Source organism: Halioglobus sp. Uisw_031 (assembly GCF_047729875.1).
In the GTDB taxonomy this organism is placed as follows: Bacteria; Pseudomonadota; Gammaproteobacteria; order Pseudomonadales; family Halieaceae; genus Marimicrobium.
The window spans coordinates 3,344,618-3,370,466 of sequence record NZ_CP159826.1 but is presented as its reverse complement, the minus strand read 5'-3'; the positions used below and the strand labels follow the sequence as shown (position 1 = coordinate 3,370,466).

Annotated in this window: 21 protein-coding genes; 10 read left to right on the top strand and 11 right to left on the bottom strand. The window is 51.9% G+C overall.

Translation table 11 applies throughout. From position 1 onward, the window contains the following. Window positions 1-128: 128 nt before the first annotated feature. Window positions 129-1,145, top strand: a complete 1,017-nt coding sequence (locus ABXT62_RS15255; RefSeq protein WP_415356138.1) for an NAD-dependent epimerase/dehydratase family protein — start codon at window positions 129-131, stop codon at window positions 1,143-1,145. A gap of 77 nt (window positions 1,146-1,222) precedes the next feature. Here ABXT62_RS15255 and ABXT62_RS15250 read toward each other — a convergent pair whose 3' ends face one another. From ABXT62_RS15250 to ABXT62_RS15235, 4 genes are all read right to left on the bottom strand, one after another. After that, complete coding sequence (locus ABXT62_RS15250; RefSeq protein ID WP_415356137.1) at window positions 1,223-1,936, bottom strand: pseudouridine synthase; 714 nt, start codon at window positions 1,934-1,936, stop codon at window positions 1,223-1,225. Between the two features lie 169 nt (window positions 1,937-2,105). Then, window positions 2,106-3,128, bottom strand: a complete 1,023-nt coding sequence (locus ABXT62_RS15245; RefSeq protein ID WP_415356135.1) for a hypothetical protein — start codon at window positions 3,126-3,128, stop codon at window positions 2,106-2,108. Window positions 3,129-3,229: 101 nt separating this feature from the next. Then, window positions 3,230-4,039 carry an SDR family NAD(P)-dependent oxidoreductase gene (locus ABXT62_RS15240; protein WP_415356134.1) on the bottom strand — a complete coding sequence of 270 codons (810 nt, stop codon included), beginning with the start codon at window positions 4,037-4,039 and terminating at the stop codon, window positions 3,230-3,232. Window positions 4,040-4,113: 74 nt separating this feature from the next. Further along, window positions 4,114-5,124 (bottom strand): hypothetical protein, encoded by a 1,011-nt coding sequence (locus tag ABXT62_RS15235; protein WP_415356132.1) that lies wholly within the window; start codon window positions 5,122-5,124, stop codon window positions 4,114-4,116. Window positions 5,125-5,353: 229 nt separating this feature from the next. Between ABXT62_RS15235 and ABXT62_RS15230 the strand changes: the two genes are divergently transcribed. Next, a complete protein-coding gene (locus ABXT62_RS15230) occupies window positions 5,354-5,713 on the top strand; it encodes a hypothetical protein (protein ID WP_415356130.1) in 360 nt (119 codons plus the stop codon). Here the strand turns inward: ABXT62_RS15230 and ABXT62_RS15225 are convergent. The 5 genes from ABXT62_RS15225 to ABXT62_RS15205 all read right to left on the bottom strand — a co-directional run bounded on the left by ABXT62_RS15225 (window position 5,710) and on the right by ABXT62_RS15205 (window position 13,515). Further along, window positions 5,710-6,963, bottom strand: a complete 1,254-nt coding sequence (locus ABXT62_RS15225) for a hypothetical protein (protein WP_415356129.1) — start codon at window positions 6,961-6,963, stop codon at window positions 5,710-5,712. The genes ABXT62_RS15230 and ABXT62_RS15225 overlap by 4 nt on opposite strands. A gap of 172 nt (window positions 6,964-7,135) precedes the next feature. Next, on the bottom strand, window positions 7,136-7,963 hold the full coding sequence (locus ABXT62_RS15220) for an endonuclease/exonuclease/phosphatase family protein (RefSeq protein WP_415356127.1): 828 nt from the start codon (window positions 7,961-7,963) through the stop codon (window positions 7,136-7,138). Window positions 7,964-8,071: 108 nt separating this feature from the next. Further along, the gene (locus ABXT62_RS15215) at window positions 8,072-10,321 is read right to left on the bottom strand and encodes a TonB-dependent receptor (RefSeq protein ID WP_415356125.1); all 2,250 of its coding nucleotides are present in this window, start codon (window positions 10,319-10,321) and stop codon (window positions 8,072-8,074) included. 37 nt (window positions 10,322-10,358) lie between these two features. Beyond that, the gene (locus tag ABXT62_RS15210) at window positions 10,359-12,845 is read right to left on the bottom strand and encodes a beta-glucosidase family protein (protein ID WP_415356124.1); all 2,487 of its coding nucleotides are present in this window, start codon (window positions 12,843-12,845) and stop codon (window positions 10,359-10,361) included. 13 nt (window positions 12,846-12,858) lie between these two features. Continuing rightward, on the bottom strand, window positions 12,859-13,515 hold the full coding sequence (locus ABXT62_RS15205; RefSeq protein WP_415356123.1) for a TetR/AcrR family transcriptional regulator: 657 nt from the start codon (window positions 13,513-13,515) through the stop codon (window positions 12,859-12,861). Between the two features lie 241 nt (window positions 13,516-13,756). On the opposite strand from ABXT62_RS15205, the gene ABXT62_RS15200 reads away from it, so the two are divergent. Further along, entirely contained in the window at window positions 13,757-14,659 is a 903-nt protein-coding gene (locus ABXT62_RS15200; protein WP_415356122.1) for an SDR family NAD(P)-dependent oxidoreductase, read from the top strand. Window positions 14,660-14,663: 4 nt separating this feature from the next. Here ABXT62_RS15200 and ABXT62_RS15195 read toward each other — a convergent pair whose 3' ends face one another. Continuing rightward, window positions 14,664-16,286: a carotenoid oxygenase family protein gene (locus ABXT62_RS15195; RefSeq protein WP_415356121.1), complete on the bottom strand. Its 1,623-nt coding sequence runs from the start codon at window positions 16,284-16,286 to the stop codon at window positions 14,664-14,666. 153 nt (window positions 16,287-16,439) lie between these two features. On the opposite strand from ABXT62_RS15195, the gene ABXT62_RS15190 reads away from it, so the two are divergent. Both ABXT62_RS15190 and ABXT62_RS15185 read left to right on the top strand, forming a co-directional pair. Continuing rightward, a complete protein-coding gene (locus ABXT62_RS15190; protein WP_415356120.1) occupies window positions 16,440-16,730 on the top strand; it encodes a hypothetical protein in 291 nt (96 codons plus the stop codon). Window positions 16,731-16,966: 236 nt separating this feature from the next. Continuing rightward, a complete protein-coding gene (locus ABXT62_RS15185) occupies window positions 16,967-18,001 on the top strand; it encodes a hypothetical protein (RefSeq protein WP_415356119.1) in 1,035 nt (344 codons plus the stop codon). 184 nt (window positions 18,002-18,185) lie between these two features. Here ABXT62_RS15185 and ABXT62_RS15180 read toward each other — a convergent pair whose 3' ends face one another. Then, window positions 18,186-20,762, bottom strand: a complete 2,577-nt coding sequence (locus ABXT62_RS15180; protein ID WP_415356118.1) for a TonB-dependent receptor — start codon at window positions 20,760-20,762, stop codon at window positions 18,186-18,188. Window positions 20,763-21,216: 454 nt separating this feature from the next. Here ABXT62_RS15180 and ABXT62_RS15175 point away from each other — a divergent pair, with 454 nt between their 5' ends. The 5 genes from ABXT62_RS15175 (at window position 21,217) to ABXT62_RS15155 (ending at window position 25,827) form a co-directional block, all read left to right on the top strand. Continuing rightward, complete coding sequence (locus ABXT62_RS15175; RefSeq protein ID WP_415356117.1) at window positions 21,217-21,909, top strand: MnmC family methyltransferase; 693 nt, start codon at window positions 21,217-21,219, stop codon at window positions 21,907-21,909. 80 nt (window positions 21,910-21,989) lie between these two features. After that, a complete protein-coding gene (locus ABXT62_RS15170; RefSeq protein WP_415356115.1) occupies window positions 21,990-23,213 on the top strand; it encodes an MFS transporter in 1,224 nt (407 codons plus the stop codon). A 98-nt stretch (window positions 23,214-23,311) separates the two neighbouring features. Then, window positions 23,312-24,208, top strand: coding sequence for a TauD/TfdA dioxygenase family protein (locus tag ABXT62_RS15165; RefSeq protein ID WP_415356114.1), 897 nt, complete (start codon window positions 23,312-23,314; stop codon window positions 24,206-24,208). Between the two features lie 223 nt (window positions 24,209-24,431). Next, window positions 24,432-24,857: an NfeD family protein gene (locus ABXT62_RS15160; RefSeq protein ID WP_415356113.1), complete on the top strand. Its 426-nt coding sequence runs from the start codon at window positions 24,432-24,434 to the stop codon at window positions 24,855-24,857. A 31-nt stretch (window positions 24,858-24,888) separates the two neighbouring features. Further along, window positions 24,889-25,827: an SPFH domain-containing protein gene (locus ABXT62_RS15155; RefSeq protein WP_415356112.1), complete on the top strand. Its 939-nt coding sequence runs from the start codon at window positions 24,889-24,891 to the stop codon at window positions 25,825-25,827. The last annotated feature ends 22 nt before the right edge of the window (window positions 25,828-25,849 follow it).

Genomic DNA, 25,849 nt, shown 5'->3' with positions numbered 1-25,849 from the left:
TTTTGGCCGGCATCAGTGATTCGCTGCTTCCGATTCGAGCGAATTTCTGCGTTGATCAATACGTCGTCGGTAATTCGAAAGCGTGGGTTTCATGCCCGTCAATCTAGACGCCTTGTGTTGGGGACATTATGAACGTTCTTGTTACCGGCGGTACGGGTTTTGTTGGCTCGCATACGGTGAAAGCCTTGAAGCAGACCGGCCATCACGTTCGGGTCCTTGCCCGCTCAGGGCACAAAGCGGAGTGTGTGTTTAAGGCCATTGGTGTTGACGTCGATGAGATCATAGTCGGTGATGTAACTGATCCGGTCGCAGTTGCCCGCGCGATTAAAGGTTGTGACGCAGTCATTCATTCGGCGGCGATGGTTTCCACAGCAGATAAACATGCTGAAGAAATGCGGGAGATCAATGTGGGTGGCACTAAACTCGTCATTGATGGCTGTCTTGCCGCAGGAATTAAAAAGATTATCTATGTGTCCAGCGTCAGTGCGCTATTTAACGCAGGCGATCTGGTGATAACCGAAGATACGCCGGTAAGTGTTGCGAAAAGCCCCTACGCTCGCACCAAAATTGAGTGCGAACACTATGTGCGCGAATTGCAAGCACGGGGCGCGTCCATCATCACCACTTACCCAGCCGGTGTGGTCGGCGCGCATGATCCGGGGCTGTCCGAACCCCATTTTGGCATCAAACTGTTTGTTGGCGTGTTCACTTTTACCAGTAGTAGCGGCGTACAGCTGGTAAATGTCCAAGATATTGCGGATGCGCACGTATCTATTATTGAGCGTATTGACGGTCCAGATCGCTTTATACTGGGCGGCCATTACTACAGCTGGACAGAAATGCTCGAGGTTGTTACTAGGCTGACGGGTAGAACATTACACTCAGTGCACATTCCAGGGAAGATACTGAGACTGTTGGGGCGTTGTGCTGATGTTGTCATTAAGATAACAGGTAAGGAATTCCCTTTTACTGCTGAAGGTATGATGTATGCCTCACAATGGGTCTATGCTGACAGCAGCAAGATTGAGGCTGAGCTAGGACTGCATTTTGCGGACAGTGAGGACACATTGGCCGAAGTGATTCTTTGGCTTTATGACAGTGGCCATTTGTCGAGGCGGAAGGTGGGGAAACTAACGCTTCAGTAAGCCTCGCGTCCAGTTTATACGTCTCTCATAATCCGTCCATACGCTAAGCGTGCGATAGCGAAACACAAGCTGAGGCTTTACCAATCCGTAAAATCTGGGAGCAGACCCGACAGTTCAGAGTCTGACAAATTGCGCCAGACACCGGGCTTTAGCGTGCCCAATTTCACGTTGACAATTCGGGTACGTCTTAATTGCACGACTTTATAACCGAGTACCTCAGACATCAGCCGAATCTGCCGATTCAAGCCTTGAGTCAGTACGATTCTAAAACCGTATTTCGCGAGCTTCGACACCTTGCAAGGGAGGGTGACCTGTCTGTGGATGCGCACCCCGCGTGCCATCGCGCGTAAAAAAACGTCGTTGACGGGTTTGTTCACGCCAACGAGATATTCTTTTTCGTGCTTATTCTCGGAACGCAAAATCTGATTGACGATATCGCCATTACTCGTCATCAGGATCAAACCTTCTGAATTCTTGTCCAGACGTCCGATAGGAAATATGCGCTCTTTATGGTCTACGAAATTTATTATGTTTCCCGCTATCGCTTCATCCGTTGTGCAGGTAATTCCAGCAGGTTTGTTAAGGACGATATAAATATGCTTACGCTTATTCTTTGTGGTTGGCTTCAGTTTGACAATATTGCCATCGACCAGCACGCTCATGCCCTCTAGCCATTTCGCACCCGTAACCGCGATTTCACCATTTAACGTAACGCGCTGCTGGATAATTAGCTCATCGGCTTCACGCCGCGAGCACAAACCCGATTCACTGATAAATTTGTTTAATCGCACTAGGTTAAAATCCTGTACATCTGAATAATTGCATCCCTTAGAAATTCTTAATTACTGCTCAGGCCTAGTGCCTTTGTTGTCATTTCGTAGCACATTTTATCGGGCTCCGCAGCGAATCGGCGCTAGCTCCCGTGTCGACGTCTATTGCTCCGCCTTCTCTAGGAGCCGGCTAACGCCCGCAGGTTGAGTGTGCTGCGGTGGGATACTTAACAAACGTATCTACCAGTAATAACGCGAGCTCCGTAGGATTAGGTCGTGCGACCTTCAGTAATCCGCGCGCCCGCAGAGCAGCCTCGAGGGTATCGATAATGTCCGTTGCAGAAAGAGTATCAATACCCGATTTCCACAAGGCTTCTGCTTCGTCATCAGCAAAGCAGTAGGCCTTCCAAGAGATCGAATAGCGTATATCCGACCAGCTGAATGTATCAATGACCTCTTTTGACTCGCGCAATTCCCAGGTAGTCTCGCCACAGAAGTGTAGACGTGTTTTCTTCCCGATTAGGGCGAGGTCAGGTAGTCCTCCCGCCACTCGCTCAACGCCATGAAATGTCATGTCAGTGTCGATCAGGATCGCTGAGTTATGCTGCGCGGAAATTGCAGATTTTTTGCCATTCGCTCCCTCAGGATAGAAAGTGAACGCACCTCCTTTAGCATCACCAAACCATGACACACAGGTGACAATGGGGATCCGCCATTTTTCAAATAGCCCGGAATGCAACATCACCACTAAAAGCCACTGCGGTACGACCTTTCGATTTGCACCTCGGAACTCAGGCACATCGGTATGTATCGCCAACTCCTGGCCGGGTATAAGCAGGTTTGCGTAGACGATCGCCGGAACAACGTTGGAACATCCCGAGATGGCTTTGGCTGTTCGGGAAAGTTCTGGATGTTCCAGAAAAGGCTCAATGCCCGGAGCTTTGATATCATTGCCGTACGCGTATGTCTCTCGAAAATAATTGGTTCGGCTGGCCGCGACCTCAGGGGAATCACTATTGCCTGCACCGTCTAGACCCTGGTTAAAGTAGTTGATCCCCACATCAAAGCGCTGCGGTAGCTCCTCGCCAAGGGTGTCACTGGTCCCTTCATCAGCGTAGGTGCCAAAACTGCCAAAGGACTGCGCGATAGACAACATATCTTTTGCATCGCCGGCGGATAGAAAGGGATCCATATGCAGGTAGTGTGATGGCATTTTCAGTTGTCTTGTGGGATCGGGTTAATGCAACGTTATACACGATCTGGGTCGAATGTGCGAAGCAGCGCCGAATGTTTCTCACCAGGCTGCTTTCGTCATCATGCAGACATCGTTTTTCGAGCAAAACCACAAAAGCTCTTGTTTAGACTGTCAGGCATCAAACGAATGAAGCGCGATAACAATTGAGCGTCAGTCCCCACCAATATCTGGCGCTTGTTTTTCTTTACGCCATTCACCAGTGCGAGTGCGACCTTATCTGCTGATGAGGAACCATATTTTTCAAACATGTCAGGAATCATGTTGCCACCTGATGAGGCATGCCAGTCGCCATTGTTTACCAGGTTCGTGTCAACGGACCCCGGAACCAGTACCGACACTCCGACCCCCTGATGAGCAACCTCGGCGCGCAGGCTATTGGAAAAGGCCACTATTGCCGCCTTTGTCATGCAATAGGGACCGACAAACGGTAAATGAGCCAGTCCGAACAAGGACGCGGTGCTGACTATGTGGCCTGACTTGCGCGCCAACATATGCGGTAGGAAGAAATGCACGCCGTGGAATGGCCCGTGCACGTTTACCTTAGTAATGTTGTGCCATTGTTCTAGGCTATAGTCTTGTATGGCGCCGCCCGCCATAAAGCCCGCGTTATTCACCAATATATCGACGCCACCTTTCCACGCAATGGCTTTTTCGGAAAATTGTTGGTAAACCACCGGATCTGAAACATCCAACGCGAAGGCAATAGCATCGACGCCCAGCGCCTTTACCTCCTGCTCAACACCACTTGCGGAGTTTACGTCTGCGATAATGATGTTGGCGCCCTCGCGGGCAAAGGCGAGCGCCGCTGCTCGGCCTATGCCGCTTGCAGCTCCAGTGATCACAACAGTTTTATTGTTCAGAATTTTCATGAGCAGTGACTTCTCTTTGTAACCACCTGCTGGGCTGTAGGCCCCGTGGTTTTTTGTTTAGCGAGGCCGCGAGGCTAGTTTGTTTCACGATTACATTCGAGCCAGCCGATGCTTTGGGTGCCATCATCGAAGGTACAGCGAATGAGTGAGCGTCTGTACTCACTTCTATGGGGGGTCGAAAACGTATGCGTAATATCGATTTCAGTGCCTGAAATGGTTTCAATAGACCCTAGCACTTTACGTCCACTTTCACACAGGAGACTAAATGTCCCGCTAACAGCCTGTGTTGGATTGGTGCTGTCAAAATCAAGAACAAGCTCTGTCTCCGCGAGCTGCTCCATCGCTTCACCGTGGCCATGATAGTAGCCCATAGTTATAAGTGGCCATTCGGGTATTTGTACTTGTGTGGCGAGCAAGCTAAAACGTTCGTTATTGACGACAAAGAACTGCCAACCCATATCCCAGGGTCTCGGTCCCCATGAGTGATCGCGTTCTCCTCGCACCGTTAGCTCGGTTCTTTCGCCGTCTATAGCCATCCACCCCTGTGACTGAGTCGGCTGTTCGTAGCGGTCAGTGCTAAAATTATCCGCACTATGGCTTTCAACCGCGCCGCCACCTCGAGAGTAGGGAGGACCAATGGCGCTAATAGTCAGTTCTAGCTCAACCGGTTTGATCATGCCCTGCCTCTGACCGCAAAGCACTCGTGCGAACCCGCTCACGCTGAGTTGACCAGTGCGCAGCGGTTGTTGTGGTTGGTATTTGAAGGCGAGACCCCAGCCCTCATAAGAGAAGGCATTCTTGGCCGCCCCTGGGCTATCTTCACAGCCAAGCCGTAGCGCTGAAAATGGTAGGCGGTATTCTTCTATCACCAGCCACTCGGAGCCATTGTAAAGGTATAGCCAGAATAGAATGCGTTGTTGGACGGGATGCCAGCCGACGCGACAGTGGCCAGCATTACTGCCTGACGCATCGTACCAATCGAAAAAGTAGGATTCGTTCCAGTCGGGGTGGTCGTCACTAAAGGGGTGGTGAAACTCATCGTCTAACTGAATACCGAATGCTGTCACATCAAACTCTGTGCTCATGTCTGCTACCCTGTTGGTTGCCTAGCTATACTGCGGATGAATGGATCTCAATGATGCCCTTGAACTCCTTCAACCGATACCCTCACAAGGGGCTGTTAAGTGCGGCCGTATAACATGTTGCGCTGCGCATCGAAATTACATGCTCGGGATTAGTAGAGAGGGCAAAGGACTATGATTTCTGGCCCTACTATTGCTAGGCTAACATTAATGACTCACAAGGATAATCAATATGGATATGCTCATAGACTGGCTACCGCGCGTTGGTGCGCTGTTCACTGTAGTTCTGGGGCTGATTGGTTTTTTCAAGCCACGCTTGATCACTGATGGGCAGCATATCGAGTTGGGGAGTCCAATGGCGCTATCGGAGGCCAGAGTGGTCTTCGGGGGTCTGCACTTGGGCGGTGGCATCATGGCGCTGGCGCTCAATGAACCACTGATTTACATGACACTCGGTGTCGCGTGGGGGTTCGGGCTGCTGGCGCGTTTTTATTCGATGATGGTCGATAAAACGAGCTTAAAGCAGTCGCTGCCGGGGATTATTGTCGATGGGGTGATGGCCGCGTTATTCCTAAGCGGAATGTTCCTTTAATGTTTTTTTGCATGTGCGACCTTCTCACTGATCTGGGTGCTAATTAGTTCTACCTCCGCAGGACGATAGGGTCTGCCGTCCGCATATAGCAGATCGTGGTGCCAGGGATCAGGTTCGTCTGAGAACAGGTTGTCCCAGAAACGTATAGCCCCCACCCAGGAACGCCAAGGATAGATGGTTTGTGTTTTTCCGGACACGAAGCCCCAGTGGATAGCGCCAATATCCTGCTCGGCAAATAACGGCAAGAGGGTTTCGAACGTGCTGTCGTGCCCTCTGGCGATGTATTCAGTACAGATCATGGGTCGATCGAGAAGTGCGAGCGAATCGATGGCGATAGCTGTTTCGGCGGCATTTAAATAGGAGTGAAACGTCACAATGTCAGAGTGTTGCAGCATAAAGTCAAAAAGCGCCGCACCTGGGTCATCTTTATCCTCGCCCAGCCAGCGCCCATCTTTCACTCGCCAGACCCCGGATGTTAGCGGCTGGATGGGCTTTTCACTACGCGCCCACGCGAAGACTTTCTCTAGCAATATCAGCGAATACTTGGGTTTATCATCCACTTCCGCATTGCCGTAAGGAATGGCATTGAGATTCCCGGGCTCGTTGTATAAGTCCCATATGGCGACACGCTCATCGTCTCCGTATCGCGATAAGATACCGCGCACATAGGGTTCTAGTTCGTCGTGCCGATGAATATCTCCGAGGATTGCCGCACCTGGTGACTGAACCCAGCCCGAGTTGTGCACGCCCGGCGTTGGCTCGGGTTGCTTGCCAAGTTGAGGAACCGGATTCCACACATCATCAAACAGTACAAACATAACATCAATATCATGTTTCTCAGCGATGCTCAGGAATAGATCAATCCGTTGTGAAAAGGCTGCGGCATCCTGCTGCCAAGGCAGATGGTGCAGGAAGACACGGACCATGTTAAAGCCGATTCCAGCTGCCCAGCCGAGTTCTTGATCGATAATCACAGGGTCGAAGGTGTCTTCTTGCCACATTTCAAGCTGATTGATGGCGTAGCGCGGCGCGTAATTGAAGCCAACAGGCCAGGGTAGTTGGTCGTACCAGATCGAGGCACGGGCGACAGACCATTGCTCGTTTTGAGCCTCTCCTGTTGTCTGTGCATTAACGGCGCTTGCCAGTATTAGCATTAAAGTCACCAGCATGCCGATTCGAGGCGCGACCCCAAAAGATTTCTGTGTCTTAAGCGTTATTGAGGGTAGCTGTTGGCCGACTAATCTGGTCATTATCTTGAGCACTCGCGGAAAAAATATGATCCTTAGTATCGGCACAGATTAGCACAGGCCTGTGGCGCGGGATAAATATTATCGCTGATCCTTGTGGCCCTCTCGATCCTCTAGCCGATGACAGAGCAGGCTATTCAGTCGCCGAATTCGAGGGTGCTATCAGGTGCTTGTTTCAATTAAATACCAACCTAACTCTTAAGGGGTTGTGATCGGAACTGGTGACCGGAATGGCCTGAGCCGACTGTGCCTGCAGGCCGCGAATATAAATATGATCCAAGGCACGGCCAAATACCGTGGTACGCAGGTCTGGGTTAAACGCGATGGCACCGAGACCAAACTCGTTAGTGAAGTTATCCACCACTGTTTGCCGCTGCCCGCTCCAGGTGTTGAGATCACCCGCGAGTATCACCGGGCCCTGATGTTGCTCAAGCAACTCGGCCAGCGCTCGAAACTGCTGTCGTAAGTCGTGGAGTCCCAGCGCGAAATTGACCGCATGGAGATTGATGGTGAGCAGTCGGTCCTCGCGTCCGGCGAGGGGGAACTCGGCGACGCTGGTGGCTTTCGGCGTGCCTAGCCAGGGCTCCCAGCTGGTGAGGCTGCACTGCCCAATGGGGGAAGTGGTGCTGAGGGTCATTACGCCTGTCTGTTGGCTAGAGTCAGCATATCCGGCGGCGAAGGTCTGATACAGGGGACTGTTGATCGCGTTCGAAAGCTCGGCTTGAACCGACGCTTCCTGAATAAAAGCCAGGTTCACCTCGTCAGCAAGCACAGCCAGATCTTGCGCCCACCCGTCATTGCTCGCTTTCTGAATGTTCCAGCTAAGGATTTCCAGATCACCGGAGAACGCTTCTCCCGGAGTGATCCGGACTTGTCCTAAAGCCTCGGAACAATGCCGACTTGCCTGACCCAAGCTGGCGGAACTCGCAAAAGCAAGCCAGCAAATAAATGCCAGAGACAACACTGGGAGGCGGGGAGCGCGTGTGGCGGACAGAAATTTCATGGTGATACATTAACAGTTAGATGCCACATGAATTTGTGGCATCAAGGCTTATAGTGGTTAAGACCATTGACGCCAGTGTTAGTTCCTCCCTGACGCTAATGCGCTATTTCAGAAATTATACCTTGCCTGAACGCCAACATAGCGCTGCGCGCTGCGGGGCAGGACCTGTCCGATTGTGAGCCCCGGCGCAAACAGCTGAGTCAAATTGATCTTATTGCTAGCGTAGGCTTTGTCGAACAGATTGTTCGCAAAGAATGTCAGGCGATAGCGGCCTTCCTCGTCGTTCAATCCGAGCCGCAGATTGGTTAGGCCATAGCTTCCCTGGGTCAGGCTGGGGTCCTGGTTGATATTGAAGATGGTATCGTCTTGCCAGGTGTAGATAATATTGGCAAACGCATCGAAGGGCATTGAGTCGAAAGGAATCTTGTAGTCCAGCATTGCCGTGTATTTCCATTCAGGTGAAACCGGCAGTCTACCGTTATCAACATTCTGCAGCCCTAGTACGCATCCCTCTGCAGCTGTTTGTCCAGACCAACAGGCGGCACCGTCATAATCATTGGCACTGGCGTCGATATAGGACGCGTTCATTGTCAGTGCGATATTTTCACCGAGTAGGATCAGGGAATCCAGCTCGATACCTTGAGTCACCAACTCGCCCACATTGTCGAGCTCAAAAACGACGACGCCATCGATGAGGTCAGTACGCTGTACCTGAAAATCCTCATAGGTGGTGTAAAAGACATCGACGTTTAGCTGCAAGCGCCGATCCCAAAGGATACTTTTCACACCAAGTTCATAAGAGTTAGAGCTTTCAGAGTCGACGGGATTGTTCGCCGCATATTCGCTAAACTTTCCCCCACCGATATCGAATGCTTGGCCTTTATAGCCTCGCGCATAGCTGGCATAGGTCATGATGTCGTCGTGCAAAAAATGTTGTAACGAGACTCTGCCCACGATGGGGGAGTCACTGTCATTGCCGGATACTTTTTCAGGTACCGTATCCAGATAACTTATGAGATCAGCGGAAATTTCCTCGTTTAGCCAGCGTAGGCCGCCGGTGACGCTGGTAGCGGAAGTAAAATGCCAAGTGAGCTGACCAAAGACGCTGAGGCTTTCCGTCTTGGCCGTGGTGTCGTTGTCCGCGAGTGCAAGGGTCAGGTTGCGGAAAAAATATTCGGTAGTCTTGGCATTCGCGTAGTAGAGGCCGACTAGGTACTCATACTTTTCATAGGAAGGTGATAGCAGCCTAAACTCCTGCGAGTAGAAGTTGGTGCTAATGTCACCGCTGGAATACCAGCCTCCTTGCTCCTGATCGCCGCTAAAGAAACCCAGCACGTCTAAGTCGCTGAAATCGACGTCCTCTTGTATATCATAGTTCCAGTTGTCGAGGGCAGAAATCGAAACCAGTTCGAACTCGCCCACTGCGGCGTTCAATCGAACGCTTCCACCGGTCGATTCGGATGTGCTGTAGGGGCCATCCTCTCCACGGAAATCGAAATTGTCCTTCCCTGGGCTTATGTCGTCCGCTGGATAGCCGATGGGTAGACCCAAAATTGAGTTGCCCAGAGGCATACTTTCCCATGTTAAGGCACAGCATTTTGACTTGTCTTTCATAGAGTAAGCGGAGAATTTCACCGTGGCACTATCCGTTATGTCCCAGTCAAGTTTACCTCTGAGGTTTTTGACCCGAGCACCGTTCTTGTCATCGACGTTAGGCGTGAGGTTGTGTATGTAGCCGTCTCGGTCATTCCATTTCCCTGTCAGTCTGTAGCGTAAATTATCCATTATGGGGCCTGACACCGAGCCCACGACGCCGGTCTCACCGTCATCGGTGGCGGTTGCCTCCATGGATCCTTCAAAGGTATCGGAAGGTGCCTTCGTGGTGATACTGATGACACCGGCCGATGCATTTTTCCCAAATAGGGTGCTCTGTGGGCCACGGAGTATCTCAATTCGCTCAATATCCACGAGGCTACCCAGAGTCTGCCCGGGCTGGACGGCAGCAACGTCGTCTACCAGCAGGGCAACGCCCTGTTCCACGCCGATTCCGTACACATTCGTTCCAACACCGCGAATGCTAAAGGAGCTGGTCTGCTTGTGATTCGCTTCATTAACCGTCAGAGACGGAGCCAGTCGCACAACGTCCTGAGTCGTCTCGATGCCCGCCTGCTGAATGGTGTCTGCGTCAATCGCGGTCAAGGCAATGGGGACATCCTGGGCATTCTGCTCTCGTTTCTGGGCAGTAACCATCACCTCCTCGATCATGGGTTGCTGCGCCTGAGAACAGGTGCTGAACGTGCTTATAAGCGCTGTAATAACGATAAATACGGTATTGCTTTGTGTGTTGGGGAATGCCATTTTGGTTGCCTTTGTGTTTGGTTTTATCGGTCTGTGTTCAGCGCTTACCCCTGCTGATCAACGTTTTCAAAGCGTGCCAATACTGGCCGTTCATCAGATGGATACACAGTGTTAAAAGCCACGGTGGGAACTTGCCACCGGACAGCATCACTAAGTTTCTCAGGGGCATTTCGCCCAGCATGGCGCCCAGTATTCGGTCGAGCTTTTCGTCTACTTCATCGGGCACCATTTCTTTGACGGAACGCAGAACCAGCTTATGTAGCTTTCTCCCAATGAAGGTGCCTCGAATCTCGCCAAGAGTCGAATTGGGGTGATAGGGAAACGTGGGATTGACCTTCGGAATCGGCTGACCCAGCAGAGCGGTGAACGCGGCGGTATCAAAAGTGCGCTTTCCTGGCTCTAAATACGCCTGCAGAGCTGGATTCGGGGGTGTTGCCGCCGTACCCGAGAGTACCTTTAACCCGCAAGACAGCCGAAGGTCGGCACTGGATGCTCCGATTCCGATGCGGTAGTCGCCTGCCTCGACCATCCAGTCGTGGACATCCTTGTCCCAGTAGGCAAAGCCCCTGCGACCCAGCTCAAAGACTACTGTATGAGTTTGGCCTGGCTCCAGCCAGACTTTGACAAAGTCCCGCAGTTCGCGCCGAGGTCGGTAAACGCTGTGAGTGTCGGCACCGATATAGAGCTGGGCTATTTCGTAGCCTGCCACTGCACCGGTATTTTCAATGTCGCATTTTACTGTTAGCCCATCCCATTCCCCCAGCTGATCGCTGTCCACTTGCTCGGGGGGTAGATCGGTTTCAGCGTCACGTAACTGGTGATAGGTAAAGGTGGTGTAGGACAAGCCGTGGCCGAAGGGGAATGCCACCGGCGTTTCGCTGGTGTCAAAAAAGCGGTAGCCGACCCATAGCCCTTCCCGATACTGAACCTGGCGAGGCTCTCCGGGAAACCAGTCATGGCAGGCTGCATCTTCCAGTCGCAGAGGAAAGGTTTCTGCCAGCTTGCCTGAGGGGTTTACCTCTCCGAATAGCACTCTAGCGACGGCGGACCCGCCTGCTTGGCCTCCGAGATAGGTTTCCAGTAGCGCCCCAACCTGATCGAGAAAGGGCACTTCGACCGGCGCGCCGTTCTGTAAAACCACCACCAGCCGGTCGGTAACCCGCATCACGGCTTCTATAAGCTTGAGCTGGGCAGCGGGCAGCCGCATGTGATTTCGGTCGAAGCCCTCGGACTCATAACTGTCGGGCAGTCCCGCAAATAACACCACTGTTCCGGCGTCCCGCGCGAGGGTCAAGGCATCCTCAATGAGCTGCTGGTCAATGTCATCGTGCGTCAGGCTGTAACCCGGGGCGAAGGGTGGCGGATTATCGGTGGCTAGCAGGTTGCGAATTTCCTCCAGCGGAATATCGAGCTGGGTAGGATTGATCTGTGAACTGCCACTGCCCTGAAAACGTGGCGTTGCTGCAAGCGCGCCGATAATTGCCACATTCTCTTGTTTGGAAAGTGGAAGCAGGCCTGCCGCGTTTTTGAGTAATACGCAAGATTCCTCGGCCGCTCGCCGAGCGATTAGATGATGGGCATCGCGGTCGTAAGTGGCGTTCCGCTCGAGGGCGGGCCTAGATTTAAGAATCAGCTCGACGACCCGGATGGCAGCGGCATCCAACTGCGCTTCGCTCAGCTCGCCGCACGCAAGCGCAGCCAGCACGGCGGGCGTATGAATGCCGCCATTGCCAGGCATTTCCAGCTCCAGTCCCGCGGCAATGCCCTTGACTCGGTCATTACATGCCCCCCAATCACTGACGATTAGACCGGTGTGGCCCCACTCTTCTTTAAGGATGCGGGTGAGTAGCAGGTGATTTTCAGCCAAGTAGGTGCCGTTAAGTAGGTTGTATGAGCACATCACTGTCCACGGTTGTGCTTTTCTGACGGTGATCTCAAAGCCCGGTAGGTAGATTTCCCGCAGGGTACGCTCGTCGATAACGGCGTCGACAACCATGCGATGGCCTTCCTGATTATTTGCGGCATAGTGTTTGAGGCTTGCCCCTACACCCTCACTTTGAACACCTTGAACCCAGGCAGCACCCATCTCCCCAGACAGGTAAGGATCTTCTGAAAAGTACTCGAAATTTCGCCCGCACAGTGGGCTGCGTTTGATGTTAACGCCGGGGCCCAGCAGCACACTGACCTGCTCTGCCACGCAGGCCTGCCCAAGTGCCTCACCCACTGCCATCAGTAGACCCCTGTTCCAACTGCTCGCCAGACCGACCGCCGTGGGGAAACAGATGGCCGGCACACTGTCACTGAGGCCGATGTGGTCGCTGTCCCCCTGCTGCTTTCGCAGGCCGTGGGGGCCGTCAGTCACCCAGATAGAGGGGAGATTGAATCGCTCTACCCCCTGCAGTTCCCAGAATGTTCGGCCGGTGCAGAGGGACGCTTTCTCGACGTTGCTTAATTGCCGAACCATGTCGGTTGCGGTCTCCCTATGCACTCTATCGAGTAGCTCAGGTGTGGGGGAGTTCATCATGTTCGGTACCTCGTCACTGTGGCTCGGTTGGCTTCAAGCCGTCGATCAGGACGGTGATCAGGTTCGGCACTAGTTGATTGACTTCGTCGCTGGACAGTCCGACGAGGGCAGAGCGGCGCAGTAGAATATGCCCCTGTAGGGCCTTCATCGAATACAGTACCAAGGTCTCTAGCGCACTTTGACTGAAATCCTGACGAATCGATCCATCTGCTATTCCCGTCGCCACAATCTCGCCGACTCTGGACCACATGGACGTCGACACAGAGGTTCCTACACGGGATTGAAAGTCGGGGGGTATCCGACTGCCTGAGAAGTGGGCGTCGAACTCGGCCATAAAAGAGAAGTCAGCCCGTAAATCCTCATTTAAAAACCCCGTCTTCAGAACTATTCTTAGCTGCTCGCGCCCACACAGACCAGCGTTTAAAACGGGGTCCGTCAGCAGCAGGTGAAAGCGGCTCTCGATCCTGTTAAATACCACGCCTAGCACCGCATAGCCTAGGTCGTTCTTGTCCTGAAAATAGCGATACAGGCTATTACGACTAATGCCGACAGCCACCGCTAATGCCTTCATCTGGGCATCGAAAAAGCCTTTTTCGATAAACAGAGCTTCTGCCGCCACGAGAATTTTCTCCCTGGTTTCCTCGGTCTGGTACACCATTCTCTGTGACATCTGTTATACAACACGTGTTATATTTGATTGCGTACGCTACATCGAACCGGGATGTGTTACAACACTTTATTGGCTAGCACCGATCAATGGGTGCCAATAAGACACCCCAATACGCTCTCGATATCATCCGCGACGTTGCCTTTTCTGCGATAGACGCAACGTCAGTGGAGCGTCGGATGGAATAAGAGCACTTTTGATTCGTGCCTGCTAAGATTCTGCAACCTTGTGAGGATTTACCCCTATGTCCGACGTACCGTCTTTTAACCATCGCAGCTCCGCCGATGACGTGTTGCGTGACCAGAACCTTAGCGGGCAGGTCATTATTGTTACCGGCGCCAATACCGGTATCGGTTATGAAACCGCGCGCTCTCTGGCGGCTGCCGGCGCCACGGTCATAGCCACCTGCCGCAGTACCGAAAAAGCCGCGTCCACGCTTCAGCGGCTGCTGCAAGCACACCCTCAAAGCTCGGTAGAAGTCGCCGTAATGGATCTCGCTTCCCTAGACAGTGTCAGTGATTTCTGTAGGCAGTTATCGCGACGAAAAATAGACACCATCATCTGCAACGCGGGCTTGGTAGCACCGGAGTATGGGGAGACCCGCGACGGTTTTGAGCAGACTGTAGGCGTATGCCATGTCGGTCACTTTTTGCTGGTAAAAACACTATTGCCCGAATTATTAACGGCACCTGCACCCCGCGTGGTGATGGTATCCAGTGAGTCTCACCGCACACCGTCGCGCCTTAACTTTGCTGCACTGCCTTATCCTAAGGATAAGTTCAGCACCATGAAAGCCTATGGTCAGGCAAAGCTTTGTAATGCCTTAATGGCCGTTGAGTTGCATCGCCGCTTCGCTGATCAAGGCCTTACTGCGTGTTATCTGCACCCAGGCACCATGGTTACCACGGATATAGGCCGTGATTCAGCGCTGGTTAGACTGGCTATGCGACTGGTGCGTCCTTTTACTAAAACGGCTAATCAAGGCGCTGCAACGTCAGTATTCTGTGCGACATGGGGAGAGCGCCATGAGCTAGGCGGACACTATTTTTCGCATTGCGCCAGAGCAAAGCCCAGCGCAGAAACAGCGAACGAGGTGGCGGGTAGACGCCTGTGGGAGTTGTCTGAGCAGTGGCTGAAAGAGCGTTAGACCATCAGGCCAGACTCGCCACCTTTTCTTGATTAAGCCAGCAAGAATGTACGCCAAATGGCACGCGTTGGGGCAGATGCAGGCGGGCCATTTCTTGCATAGTGGCGGCATCAATAATCAGTAGTTCGGCACGGTCTGCCATCATCAGTAATTCCAACAGATAGCCGTCGTCTTCACCTGAAGCATTCATGCGCGGCACGAACAGAGCCTCACCGCCGTAAAATTCGCCATAATCGAAGTAGGCGACTTCCCGCTCGTCGACCATGTCGTACTTCAGCACTCCCCTGGCCATCATGCCTTCCTTTTCCTCGTCGAGGAGATAAGCGTAACGATTTTGCCTCCCAATATAGGCCGTATTAAAGCTGGGACGCTCATAAAAATGATCCAGTAACACTCGATCTTCGGTGACCTGGCCGCTGTCAAGATTGAGGCGCCATTTATTGAATTTGGCATGCGGCTCTTGGGGATTGTGAATGGGCAGATTCGACGGATAGCTGCGAAAGACGGGCGCGAACAATACGATATCGGTACCGCCGTCGTCACGGGTTTCTTCCCAGCCGTTGACCACGTGCCAGAGGTGCCCGGGCTGCTCTGTCGTAAACCACCTAACAGGGTCGCCCGGTTGATGATCGCGCTTTATAATACCCCAGCGCATTTTGTAATCGGCGTCAAATACCATGGGGCTCTTCTCGGGCCCGAACATGTCTTTTGGATTGAATCTTAAGGACAGATCAGGGAACACCAAATAGTGCTCTGTCAGATAATAGTCATGTAGAAAAGCTAATGCCGGTTTTTGTTGGTCGATGACACTGTGTTGCACCAACTTGCCCTGCCTCACCACAGAGTGATACAGCCGACCGCTGCTGAACTGTGTGCTGAAGGTGTACCAGTCGCCCGTCACTGGATCGATTTTGGGGTGTGCGGTAAAAGGGCCATCAAGTTTACCGCTAAAGTTATCCCACTCGCCTTCGCCATCCAGTATCAAATAGCCGTTTTCTAAACGCGTGTTGAGTGCGAAGGGGTATCCGGTCTCCTGCAAGCAATAAAGCTTGCTGTGATGGTACTGAACGGCGGTCGTGGATGACCCGCTCTCGAGCACCTCCAAAGCTGGCAGCACACCAGACCGCTGCTTCAATGCAGCAACAGCCATCCTAACCAGCCCTGCCTTGCCACCGCCGGCCAGGTCGCCGAAATGCAGATACTGGTCTTGACCCATAGCATCCTCTATTTGATAGCGTGGGGTCTTGACGTACGTATTCGAGTAGCTCGCTTTGCCCCCTTTAATCTGGACTTGGTGCAACATACCGGCTCCATTAAACATGTGATAGCGGCCATTGGTCTGCTCAAACTGCAGATTGGTGCCGTTGCGCAGGTATACGCCCTCTAGATCGTCAGGAATCTTGCCTGACACTTGCAGTACAGCGTTGCTACAAAGGGTATGTACAGGCTTGAATCCTGGGGCGTTATAGGGGCTATTGCGGTTATAGGCGTCGACATCCAGTGCCTTATAGGCTCGATTATCTACCCACTGCAATAGCGGGCGAGGAGCCACTTTAAGGCAGACCAGAAACAGCAATGGCGGCGCAAGAAATAACACTGCGATAACGATTAATGCGATGGATAACATGGCGAGTTGCTCTGTTAGGTGATGTTATTATTAATGTGCCACCATGTTACTGGCAAGTGACTTACCTGTCATCGTTAGTTGAGCTAGCGGCATGAGATTGATACTGTTTTAGCTAAGCTTCGCTGCGATCTGTGCTTTGAGAAGGAGGATGATATGAATTTTCGTGTTTTTGAAACGCTAGCTGCTGAAACGGGTTCCAGTGTCACCCCCAAAAAAGCCATCATCAGGCGACCCATTGACCTACTTTTCTTAGCGTTCTTTTCAATCTCAATACTCTACGGATTTCTTTTTAGCCTGCCCGAGGGACTGGGCGTTCCGGTGTCAGCGGACAGTCCGTGGCCACCGTTGCGTGCACTTCATGGCTGGGCCGTCGCCGAGGAACCGGCGCATCTCAATCCGCCGCCGAACCTGATTGCGGCGACATTGTTTGACGGCTTCTTTTAGGCGCCCATACTGCTATTTGTCGTTGTTGGATTGATTCGTCAACGCCCCTGGCTTGTGCCCGTCGGTCTTATCTATGCGGGCGCGGGGACGACGAATATGTTTTTTTACTTTGTACAAACATTTTTGGGCGATCACCCGCCCCCCAACTTGGGTTACTATTTAGTTTTTAATCTTCCGTGGCTGATCGCGCCAATCGCGCTGGGATGCCGCGTACTGCTTAGCAAGGATTTACAGTTATGACTTATAAAGTGATTCAGTGGACAACCGGACACGTTGGCCGCGAAGCTGTCAAAGGCATTATGCGACACCCCGAGTTAGAGCTCGTCGGTTGTTACGCGTGGAGCAAGGACAAGGCCGGCAAGGATGTCGGTGAACTGTGTGGCATTGATCCCACCGGCGTGATCGCCACCGGCGACATAGAGCATTTGCTGGCAATGGATGCGGATTGTGTTTGCTATATGCCAACCTTTCCTGACATCGATGAGGTTGAGCGCATCCTGCTCGCCGGTAAAAATGTGGTCTCCAGCTATTTTATTAATGCTCGCTCTTGGGGCCCAGAGGTTCAGGGTCGCCTGATTAAGGCCGCCGAAGAAGGCGGGGTCAGTTTGTTTGGGTCTGGAATATTTCCGGGCTTTGCCAATTTTGTCGCTGCGCTGATGGCATCGGCGAGTTATGGCTTCACCAAGATACGTTTTTTGGAATCGGTGGATTTAACACACTATGAAGCGATCGCCAATTACGCCAACCTGGGTTGGGGGCAGCCGCCAGAGGAGAAGTGGCGTGCGACCAATGAGAGTGTGTTGGGAACCTATGCTGAGTGCATCGATTTAATTGCTGACCTGCTGCACATTCCAATCACTGAGATCCGTTTTGACTATGAGTCAGCAACTGCCACAGATGATAGAGAATTTCACGGCTACTCGATCCCTGCGGGTACCATCGCCGGACAAAAATGTGTGTGGACCGGCATGGTAGATCAAGAAGCGGTGATTGAATTGGAAGTGGTGTGGAATGCTGGCAAGGGACTGCAGCCCGATTGGCCGGTAAGTCACGGTTACACGATGGAAGTACAAGGTGATCCTGGTATCCACACGCGGGTGAAATTCGCACCGTCCAAAGCTCAAATGCAAGGAGGTCGCCCCGCTGATCTGGCCAACGTGGTCACCGCTATGCCGGTAGTGAATGCTATTTCAGCCGTATGCAACGCGAATGCAGGCATTCGAACGTACGCCGACCTGCCGCTGATTAGGGGATATTACACGGCTAAATAGTGCTGAAAAAACAGGAAGAATGGACGGTGAAGTCCATTCTTTAGGGGATGATGTTTAGGGGTGGTCTTTAGATAGTGATCGCTAGACAGGGGTGGTGCGAGATTCTCAGATTCTTTTATGGACATCGAAAAGAATCTACTCGCAACACGCCCTTCACTTCACGAATACTTCGCGAGGCTATTACCTAGAACATGTAAGCTGCGCGTAAACCTAAAACTCGTCCTTCGTCCATCACGTGCGCGTGTGAACCAGACAGCACCGGTACATCGAAGCTCTGTGATAGGGCGGCCTCATCAAACACGTTGCGAGAGTAAGCGGTCAGCTCCCAGCTTTCTGTCCGCACACCCACACGCAGGTTCACCTTGGTAAAACTGTCGATCTGGTCAAAGGGATCGTTGTCTCCGTTGGAGAAAAACTTACTCCGATAATTGGCTTCGCCACTGACGAACGCATCCATACTACTTAGCGGGTAGACAAAGTCCCACGTCACTGAGGCGCTGTAATCCGAAGCGTACAGCGTGTTTTCGCCATCCAGATCGTTGAACGTGTTCAACACATTGGTGGGGCCGTCAACGCCACACTGTGGATTCGCATCGAGTTGTATCGCGGTGCAAGGCGCTTCTTTGAACTCGCCATAGGTGGCATCCAAGTAAGCAAGGTTCGCACCCAGTGTCAGATTGTCGGTAGCGGCCCAGCGTGATTCAATCTCAATACCTTGAATGTCGACAGAACCGGCGTTGGTTACGCCGAATCCAACACCCTTAAAGATTGCCGTTTGCAGGTTGTCATACTTACTGTAGAAGGCGGCCCAGTTGAGGGTCATAGCGCCGTCTAGCAATCGGTGCTTGCCACCGATTTCGAAGGCATCCACAGTTTCATCCTCAAACTGAAAGTCGTCACTGGGTTGTGTCGGATCGTAGCAGGTCGAAACATCAAGGGTGGCGTCCGCAGGCTGCACTGGGACATTCCCATTGGCACAAGGGAACCCGCCGACAGGCAAGTTGTCGGGCTGTCCATCGTCCGCGCCGGTAAATCCGCCACTTTTAAAGCCCTGCGAAAAGCTGGCATAGAGCATGCTGTCATCGGAGTAGTTCCACTGCAGAACAGCTGACGGAATCCAATCCTCGGTTTCTCTGTTTTGCTTGTAGTCATAGGCGTAGGTGTTGAATTGTGTAGCCTGAATTTGTGCTAGATAGAAACTATCGCTCGGGGCGTCGTAACCACTGTTATCGTCCACTAGGAACTGGGTGCTCTGTACGTCTTTTGTTTCCTTGGTATAGCGCAAGCCCAGCGTCAGAGTGATTTCATCGGTGATGTTAATCATACCCTGTGCGAACGCCGCATAAGACTCTGAGTCCAATATATACCTGTGATTACGGCCGAGCTGATTGCTGGTATAGCCCACTAAAAGAGGATCCGTCACCACGCCAACCAGAGACTCGGCGCCCAAAAGCGTTCCGATTGGAACGCACGGTAAAGTGGTGACAAGCAAGCAGGTTGGAATCGAGCCGAACAGGCCCTGAAAAGAACCGTCTACCGGAACCAAGCGACTGTTATCGAGCGTGCTGGTGTCGTAATACAGCCCGGCGGTGTAGTCTATAAAGTCTCCGCCGGGAGACTGTACGCGCAATTCCTGGCTCCACTGATCAAACTTCTCGTCGTCGTCGCGAGCAATGAAACGCAGCGGTAGCCAGTCAACGTCTGCGCCGCTGGTGACATGATAATCCGTATAACCGCTTATCGAGGTAATCATATAACCGTCGAGGTCGTAGTTAATCGCCATGGCGACGTTATTGACATCACCTTTATCCCCGTCGGGGTTGCGGCCTAGGCCAACGTAATCCAGGCTGCCGTAATTATTATCTCGGTAAGCAGTGAAGTCCTGGCCTGCCTCCACAGCGAGTTCCGGAAAGTTCTCATCGTTTAAGGAGTAAGCAGCGATGGCAAACGGACCGCGATTAGGCACATATTCATCCCGCTGGGCTGGCGTCAGATATAACCAGGTTGCAGCGGTAGAGCCTGTGCGCTTTTCGTCAGAGTGGCCGTATTTAAAATTGACGTCGAGTTCGTCAGTGGGCTGCCACACAGTGGTGAGGCGGTAGGTCGTGTCCTCAAGATTAGGTTCGTCTTCGTTCAGGTACTTGTTATCGACCCAGCCATCGGTTTCACGATATTTAAAGGCAAAGCGCGCTGCCAGCGTATCAGTGATGTCGCTGCCAATGTAGCCTTCGGTGATAAACCCGTTGTTGCTCTCGGCGGCTACGGAGATCGCGCCATTGAGCTCCTCACCTATAACGGGCGAGGCGGTGATAACACTGACGGCACCGGCCACCGTATTGCGGCCAAACAAGGTGCCCTGCGGGCCGCGAAGGACTTCCACACGCTCTAAATCCAAGAAGGCGTTACGATACTGACGACCGCGTCCCATATAGATGCCATCGACATACATACCTACCGATTGTTCAAAGCCCTGATTATTGCCAGAGCCTACGCCACGCATATAGATGTTGGTGTTTACCGGGGCGATGGCGATATGCAGGTTGGGCACGTAATCAGACAGCTGCATCATATTTTGGATGCCCGCTTGCTGAATTTGTTCACCCTGCATCGCGACGACCGAAATAGGGACGTCCTGCAGGCTTTCAACCTTCTTTTGCGCGGTAACGATGACTTCTTCTAGCTGCTGGGCGCTTGCCAACTGGCTGGCTGTCGCCAGTGCTAGCGCTGCGATAATCGGGGTACTTTTAAACAGTGTAGACATGATTCTGCTCCGGTTTAATTATTTGCCATCATTGCAGCTCATCTTGGCCGCCAACGCAAGCTAATAAATGATGGAAATGTGGCAATTTACGTTTTCCAGGAACGCCCTTTGACTAGGCCGCGTGTCTTGAGCGACAAATCATGGGTGGGGGCTGCAAAGCGGTATTACCCCGGACGGTCCTCGCTGTCAGCCGGGTGCCACCGACCGCGTCATTTGGTTTGTCGGGCACTCGACTGCGCTGGTCAAGCCCCTCGCGCTACAGGAAGCGTGATAGCGTTACTGGCCGCCAGTATGACCGACAATCGGCTTGGGGTTGGTAAATCTAGAGAGCTTCCAAGTCCGCATAGGAAGCTATCACCGTCCGGTCTTGATACGTGGCCCTCGGTCAATTTCCTTTTTGCCAATTCATGGTAAAATTCACTACTCATTAATTAACAAAAGTCAGCGAGACCGCATGAATCAGTGGGCCGTTCTAGGCACTGCAGACATACCCAATAACGGCGGGCAACTCAAATTGTCGCAGAGAGGGCAAGACTTCTCTATCCGGCTTTCGGGTATACGGGGCGATCTGATGAATAGCCGTGAGCATGGTTCGGAGGAAGCGCTTGCCGAACTCGGCTGCGCCCGCCTCGGCGCTATTGATCGTGCTCGCGTGTTAGTAGGCGGTCTGGGCATGGGGTTTACACTTGCCGCCGCACTCAAGTCACTTCTGCCTTCAGCACAGGTGACCGTGGCTGAGTTAATACCCGCCGTCGTAGAATGGAATCGTGGGCCGCTGGGGGAATGTGCAGGACAGCCATTACAAGATGAGCGTACGCGACTGTACATCGGCGATGTGGCGCAACTATTGACCCAAAATAGCCAATCGTTTGATGCGATTTTACTGGATGTGGATAATGGCCCTGAGGGACTCACCCATTCTGAAAACAGCTGGCTGTATTCAGTCGATGGACTAAGCGCCCTTTATCGATCACTTGGTCCTGAGGGTACATTGGCTATTTGGTCAGCTGCCTCGGACCCACTATTTCTTATTCGATTGAAAAAAAGTGGGTTTCACGCTGTTGCCCGGACCGTAAGGGCTCGCCCTGGGAAGGGCAGTCGGCACACAATATTTCTGGCACAAAAGGGGCGTGCCATGGTCACCTAGGGCCACACGTATAAAAATTAAAAACAGAATGCGTCGAGTAGGCTGACGACTCATCATTATAATAAAAGGTAGATAGATAAATGTATTACGGTTGGCTGATAGTCGCGGGCGCATTTACAGCGCAATTTTTTGTCACTGGTTTTTTCACTTATGGTTTCCCATTAATGGTGATGCCAGTTGAAGCCGAGTTTGGCGTAAGCCGAACCGAAGTGATGTATGGCATTACCTGGGCTACTGGGTTGGGGTTACTGGTGTCGCCACTAATCGGCATGCTAGCGGACAAATGGTCTATTCGTGGATTAATGGTAGTGGGTGCTGCTGCTTTCGGTTTCGGTTTAATTTTGCTGTCAAAAAGCGAAAATATATTACAGTTTTCATTATTATTTGCTGTATTTATTTGTTTAGCAAATAACCTGTTAGGACCGCTAACGGGTTCGACTGTCGTCGCCCGTTGGTTTTCGGCATCGCGTGGGCGTGCACTGGGCATCGCCGCAGTTGGGACCTCGCTGGGTGGAATGGTCATACCCTATTTAGTCGATCGCGGTATTACTGAACTAGGTTGGCGCGAGATGATGTTCTATTTCGGCATAACCGTATTGTTATTGCTGTTGCCTTACCTCTATCTAACAATGCGCAACTTTCCTGCGGATAAAGGTCTAGTGGGGGAATCGAATCTTCCAAACACGAGTGCTATCCTCAGTAGTGCCGAGCTAATGGCTGATGGGCCGGACCTGAATGTGAAACAAATTCTTACAACGCCGGCGTTTTGGTTTATTGGTTTAACTTTGGGATTACTATTTATGAGCCAGACGGGAGTGCTGACTAACATAGGCGCTTATATGCAAGGCGCTGGTGTGGGCGATAAAACCAAGACCTTAATATTTACTCTGGCTGGGATGGGGTTGATTGGGAAATTACTGTTTGGCTATGCCGCTGACCGTATTAACCTTAAATATGGATTGTGGGCGGCCATCTCATTAGCGGCTATCGGTGTCGCTATTTTAGCGAGCGAACCTAGTTATCCTACTATGCTGGTTGCTGCGTTGTTTCTGGGGTTGGCGACAGGTGGCATGTTGCCCGTGTGGGGTGCGATGATTGCGGTGGTTTTCGGAATGAAGAGTTACGGACGGGCAATGGGCGCCATGATGCCGGTGATTGCATTGTCGGTGATGCCGGGACCTATACTAGGCGCTAAACTATTTGATATTTACGGTGATTACACTAATAGCTTCTATCTCTTTATCGCCGTATTAGGGTTGTCTTTTATATTGCTAATACCACTCAATCTAAGGCGTATAAAATAATCAATGAATTGGCTTTGGATACTCTCTAAAGTTTAGGTACATTGAGCTCTCAATGGCGGTCTCAGCCAAAGCTCTCGTTCAACACGATGGAATCGAAAATGAAATCTCAACACAACATCACGCCAGGGCCTCGTCACTATCTCAAAGAAAGAAACGACCAGCTCGGCCAACTCAAGTGGAAGAAAATCAACGTGAAACGGCTCAGTCCGTGCATTGGTGCAGAGATCGGGGGAGTGGACCTATGCCAGCCACTTGATTTGGAGACCTTCGATGAGGTTTATGCAGCGCTTCTCGCCTACCGCGTCATTTTCTTTCGTGACCAAAACATCTCTTCGCAGCAACATATGGAGTTCGCTAAGGGTTTTGGTGAGCTTGAAGAACACCCCTTCATTCCTTCCGACGCCCCTGATGCCGAGGTTATCCGGTTTGATAAAGATGAGAAGGTGGTGGGCGTCGAAAACGTCTGGCATAGCGATGTGAGCTGGCGCGAGATCCCGTCTTTGGGTTCGGTTTTACGTGCACATGTGGTGCCAGACATTGGCGGCGACACGCTGTTTTCCGACATGGTCGCAGCCTACGAATGTTTAGATGATGAAACCAAAAAACTACTGGAGGGCAAGCGTGCGGTCAACGATTTCACGCAAAGCTTCGGCAGCTTCTTGGCTCCCGCGGAACTTGCTGAGCAACAAACGAAATTTCCGGCGGTCGAACATCCACTGGTTCGCACAAGCCCGGAAACAGGAGCACGCTCCCTCTACGCAAATGCCCCTTTCACCAGCCACATTGTGGGAATGGATCGTAATGAAAGCGATGAGCTTCTTGGTCGACTTTTCCTTGAAGCCCGCGTGCCTGAGTACCAGTGTCGTTTTAAATGGGAGAGGGATAGTGTTGCTTTTTGGGATAATCGAGTCGTTCAGCATTACGCTGTGAACGACTACTGGCCACAACGCCGTCAGATGGATCGTGTCACCATCATTGGGGATCGGCCCATCTAGCTTCCCCATCGGGAAGCCGCCACCTTATCACGCGCTATTTGATCTCGGGCTCCCTAGACCGATCGGAGCGACCTGACGATTTCAGCCTAGGCCAGTCAACATAACACATCGTATGTATTTCGACTATACTGCATGCAATATGATGGTGTTTACTGCCCGGCTGCAATATAACGGGCAGGGATAAGCGAGTAAATTGACACTCACACTTTTTGAGGAGCAGATAATGGAGTGGTGGGGATGGATGATTTTGGGTGCCGTGCTACTGGGATCGGAACTGACGTTCTTAGATGCTGCCTTTTATCTAGTGTTTCTTGGTATCGCTGCGGCAATAACAGGTCTGGTGCTGCTAAGTGGCGTGACTCTAGAGGCTTGGGTGCAATGGCTAATTTTCGGTTCGTTATCGCTTGTCACCATGCTCGCTTTTCGCGGCCGGCTCTATGAGAAACTACGTAGCCGTGGCACGGACTATCAGGATGGGCCTGTCGGTGAATTTGTTCGTTTAAAAGCGCCGCTGGCTGCGGGTGCAAGTTGCCGTCAAGAGTACCGTGGTAGCACATGGACCGTAGTCAACCGCAGTGCAACCGATATCACTGCCGACACTGAAGCAAAAATTTCAGAAGTAAGCGGCCTCAATCTAATCATTAAATAAAACCCAATCTAAAACTAGGAGCATAAAGGAAATGGTTGAAAATACTTTTATTGTCGCATTGGCAGTCGTTTTTGTCGTTATTATTATTCTCGCAAAAACGACTGTTATCGTGCCGCAGCAAAATGCTTTCGTCATCGAAAGCCTTGGTAAATATAGTCGTACACTACGCGCGGGATTTCATATACTGATTCCGTTTATCGAGCGGGCGGCCTATAAGCACAGCTTAAAAGAATTAGCGATCGATATTGCTGAACAGGTCTGTATCACTAAAGATAACGTGCAGGTTGGAGTGGACGGCGTGCTTTACTTGCAGATTCTCGAGCCGGATCGTGCTTCTTATGGCATTACCGATTATGTGTTCGCTATTTCACAGCTCGCGCAAACCACACTGCGCAGCGAAATTGGTAAGATCGATCTAGATCGGACTTTTGAAGAAAGAGGGTCGATAAATTCCAACGTTGTATCCGAGCTGGATAAAGCCTCTGACCCTTGGGGCGTAAAAGTACTGCGTTATGAGATCAAAAATATTAACCCGCCCGCTGATGTTCTCAGCGCAATGGAGAAACAGATGCGTGCAGAGCGCGAGAAGCGCGCCGTAGTACTAACGTCTGAAGGCGAGCGCGATGCAAAGATCAATGAGGCCGAGGGTGACAAAATACGCGTGATTAAACAGTCAGAAGCCGTAAAAGAGCAGCAGATCAATGAGGCTGACGGTCAGGCTGCTGCTATTCTTGCGATTGCAACCGCTACTGCGGAAGGACTGCGCCAAGTCGCTTCTGCCGTCAGCGAACCCGGTGGTGAAAATGCAATGCAACTTCGCGTTGCCGAAGACTACATTGAGCAGTTCGGCAATCTGGCGAAAGAAGCCAACACGCTGGTTGTACCTGCTAACCTTTCTGATATCGCATCGATGGTTGCACTGGCAACTAACATTGTAAAGAAAGGGCCAGAGACAGGCGCCATCACCTAAACAAAAATTTTTCGTAAGTGAG

Excerpts from the sequence above, each read along its gene's own strand:
- ABXT62_RS15220 (WP_415356127.1), bottom strand. The coding sequence starts at position 7,963 with ATGAAATTTCTGTCCGCCACACGCGCTCCCCGCCTCCCAGTGTTGTCT.
- ABXT62_RS15255 (WP_415356138.1), top strand. The coding sequence starts at position 129 with ATGAACGTTCTTGTTACCGGCGGTACGGGTTTTGTTGGCTCGCATACG.
- ABXT62_RS15205 (WP_415356123.1), bottom strand. The coding sequence starts at position 13,515 with ATGTCACAGAGAATGGTGTACCAGACCGAGGAAACCAGGGAGAAAATT.
- ABXT62_RS15155 (WP_415356112.1), top strand. The coding sequence starts at position 24,889 with ATGGTTGAAAATACTTTTATTGTCGCATTGGCAGTCGTTTTTGTCGTT.
- ABXT62_RS15240 (WP_415356134.1), bottom strand. The coding sequence starts at position 4,039 with ATGAAAATTCTGAACAATAAAACTGTTGTGATCACTGGAGCTGCAAGC.
- ABXT62_RS15190 (WP_415356120.1), top strand. The coding sequence starts at position 16,440 with ATGAATTTTCGTGTTTTTGAAACGCTAGCTGCTGAAACGGGTTCCAGT.
- ABXT62_RS15210 (WP_415356124.1), bottom strand. The coding sequence starts at position 12,845 with ATGATGAACTCCCCCACACCTGAGCTACTCGATAGAGTGCATAGGGAG.
- ABXT62_RS15180 (WP_415356118.1), bottom strand. The coding sequence starts at position 20,762 with ATGTCTACACTGTTTAAAAGTACCCCGATTATCGCAGCGCTAGCACTG.
- ABXT62_RS15170 (WP_415356115.1), top strand. The coding sequence starts at position 21,990 with ATGTATTACGGTTGGCTGATAGTCGCGGGCGCATTTACAGCGCAATTT.
- ABXT62_RS15235 (WP_415356132.1), bottom strand. The coding sequence starts at position 5,124 with ATGAGCACAGAGTTTGATGTGACAGCATTCGGTATTCAGTTAGACGAT.
- ABXT62_RS15225 (WP_415356129.1), bottom strand. The coding sequence starts at position 6,963 with ATGACCAGATTAGTCGGCCAACAGCTACCCTCAATAACGCTTAAGACA.
- ABXT62_RS15165 (WP_415356114.1), top strand. The coding sequence starts at position 23,312 with ATGAAATCTCAACACAACATCACGCCAGGGCCTCGTCACTATCTCAAA.
- ABXT62_RS15200 (WP_415356122.1), top strand. The coding sequence starts at position 13,757 with ATGTCCGACGTACCGTCTTTTAACCATCGCAGCTCCGCCGATGACGTG.
- ABXT62_RS15185 (WP_415356119.1), top strand. The coding sequence starts at position 16,967 with ATGACTTATAAAGTGATTCAGTGGACAACCGGACACGTTGGCCGCGAA.
- ABXT62_RS15215 (WP_415356125.1), bottom strand. The coding sequence starts at position 10,321 with ATGGCATTCCCCAACACACAAAGCAATACCGTATTTATCGTTATTACA.
- ABXT62_RS15175 (WP_415356117.1), top strand. The coding sequence starts at position 21,217 with ATGAATCAGTGGGCCGTTCTAGGCACTGCAGACATACCCAATAACGGC.
- ABXT62_RS15160 (WP_415356113.1), top strand. The coding sequence starts at position 24,432 with ATGGAGTGGTGGGGATGGATGATTTTGGGTGCCGTGCTACTGGGATCG.
- ABXT62_RS15245 (WP_415356135.1), bottom strand. The coding sequence starts at position 3,128 with ATGCCATCACACTACCTGCATATGGATCCCTTTCTATCCGCCGGCGAT.
- ABXT62_RS15230 (WP_415356130.1), top strand. The coding sequence starts at position 5,354 with ATGGATATGCTCATAGACTGGCTACCGCGCGTTGGTGCGCTGTTCACT.
- ABXT62_RS15195 (WP_415356121.1), bottom strand. The coding sequence starts at position 16,286 with ATGTTATCCATCGCATTAATCGTTATCGCAGTGTTATTTCTTGCGCCG.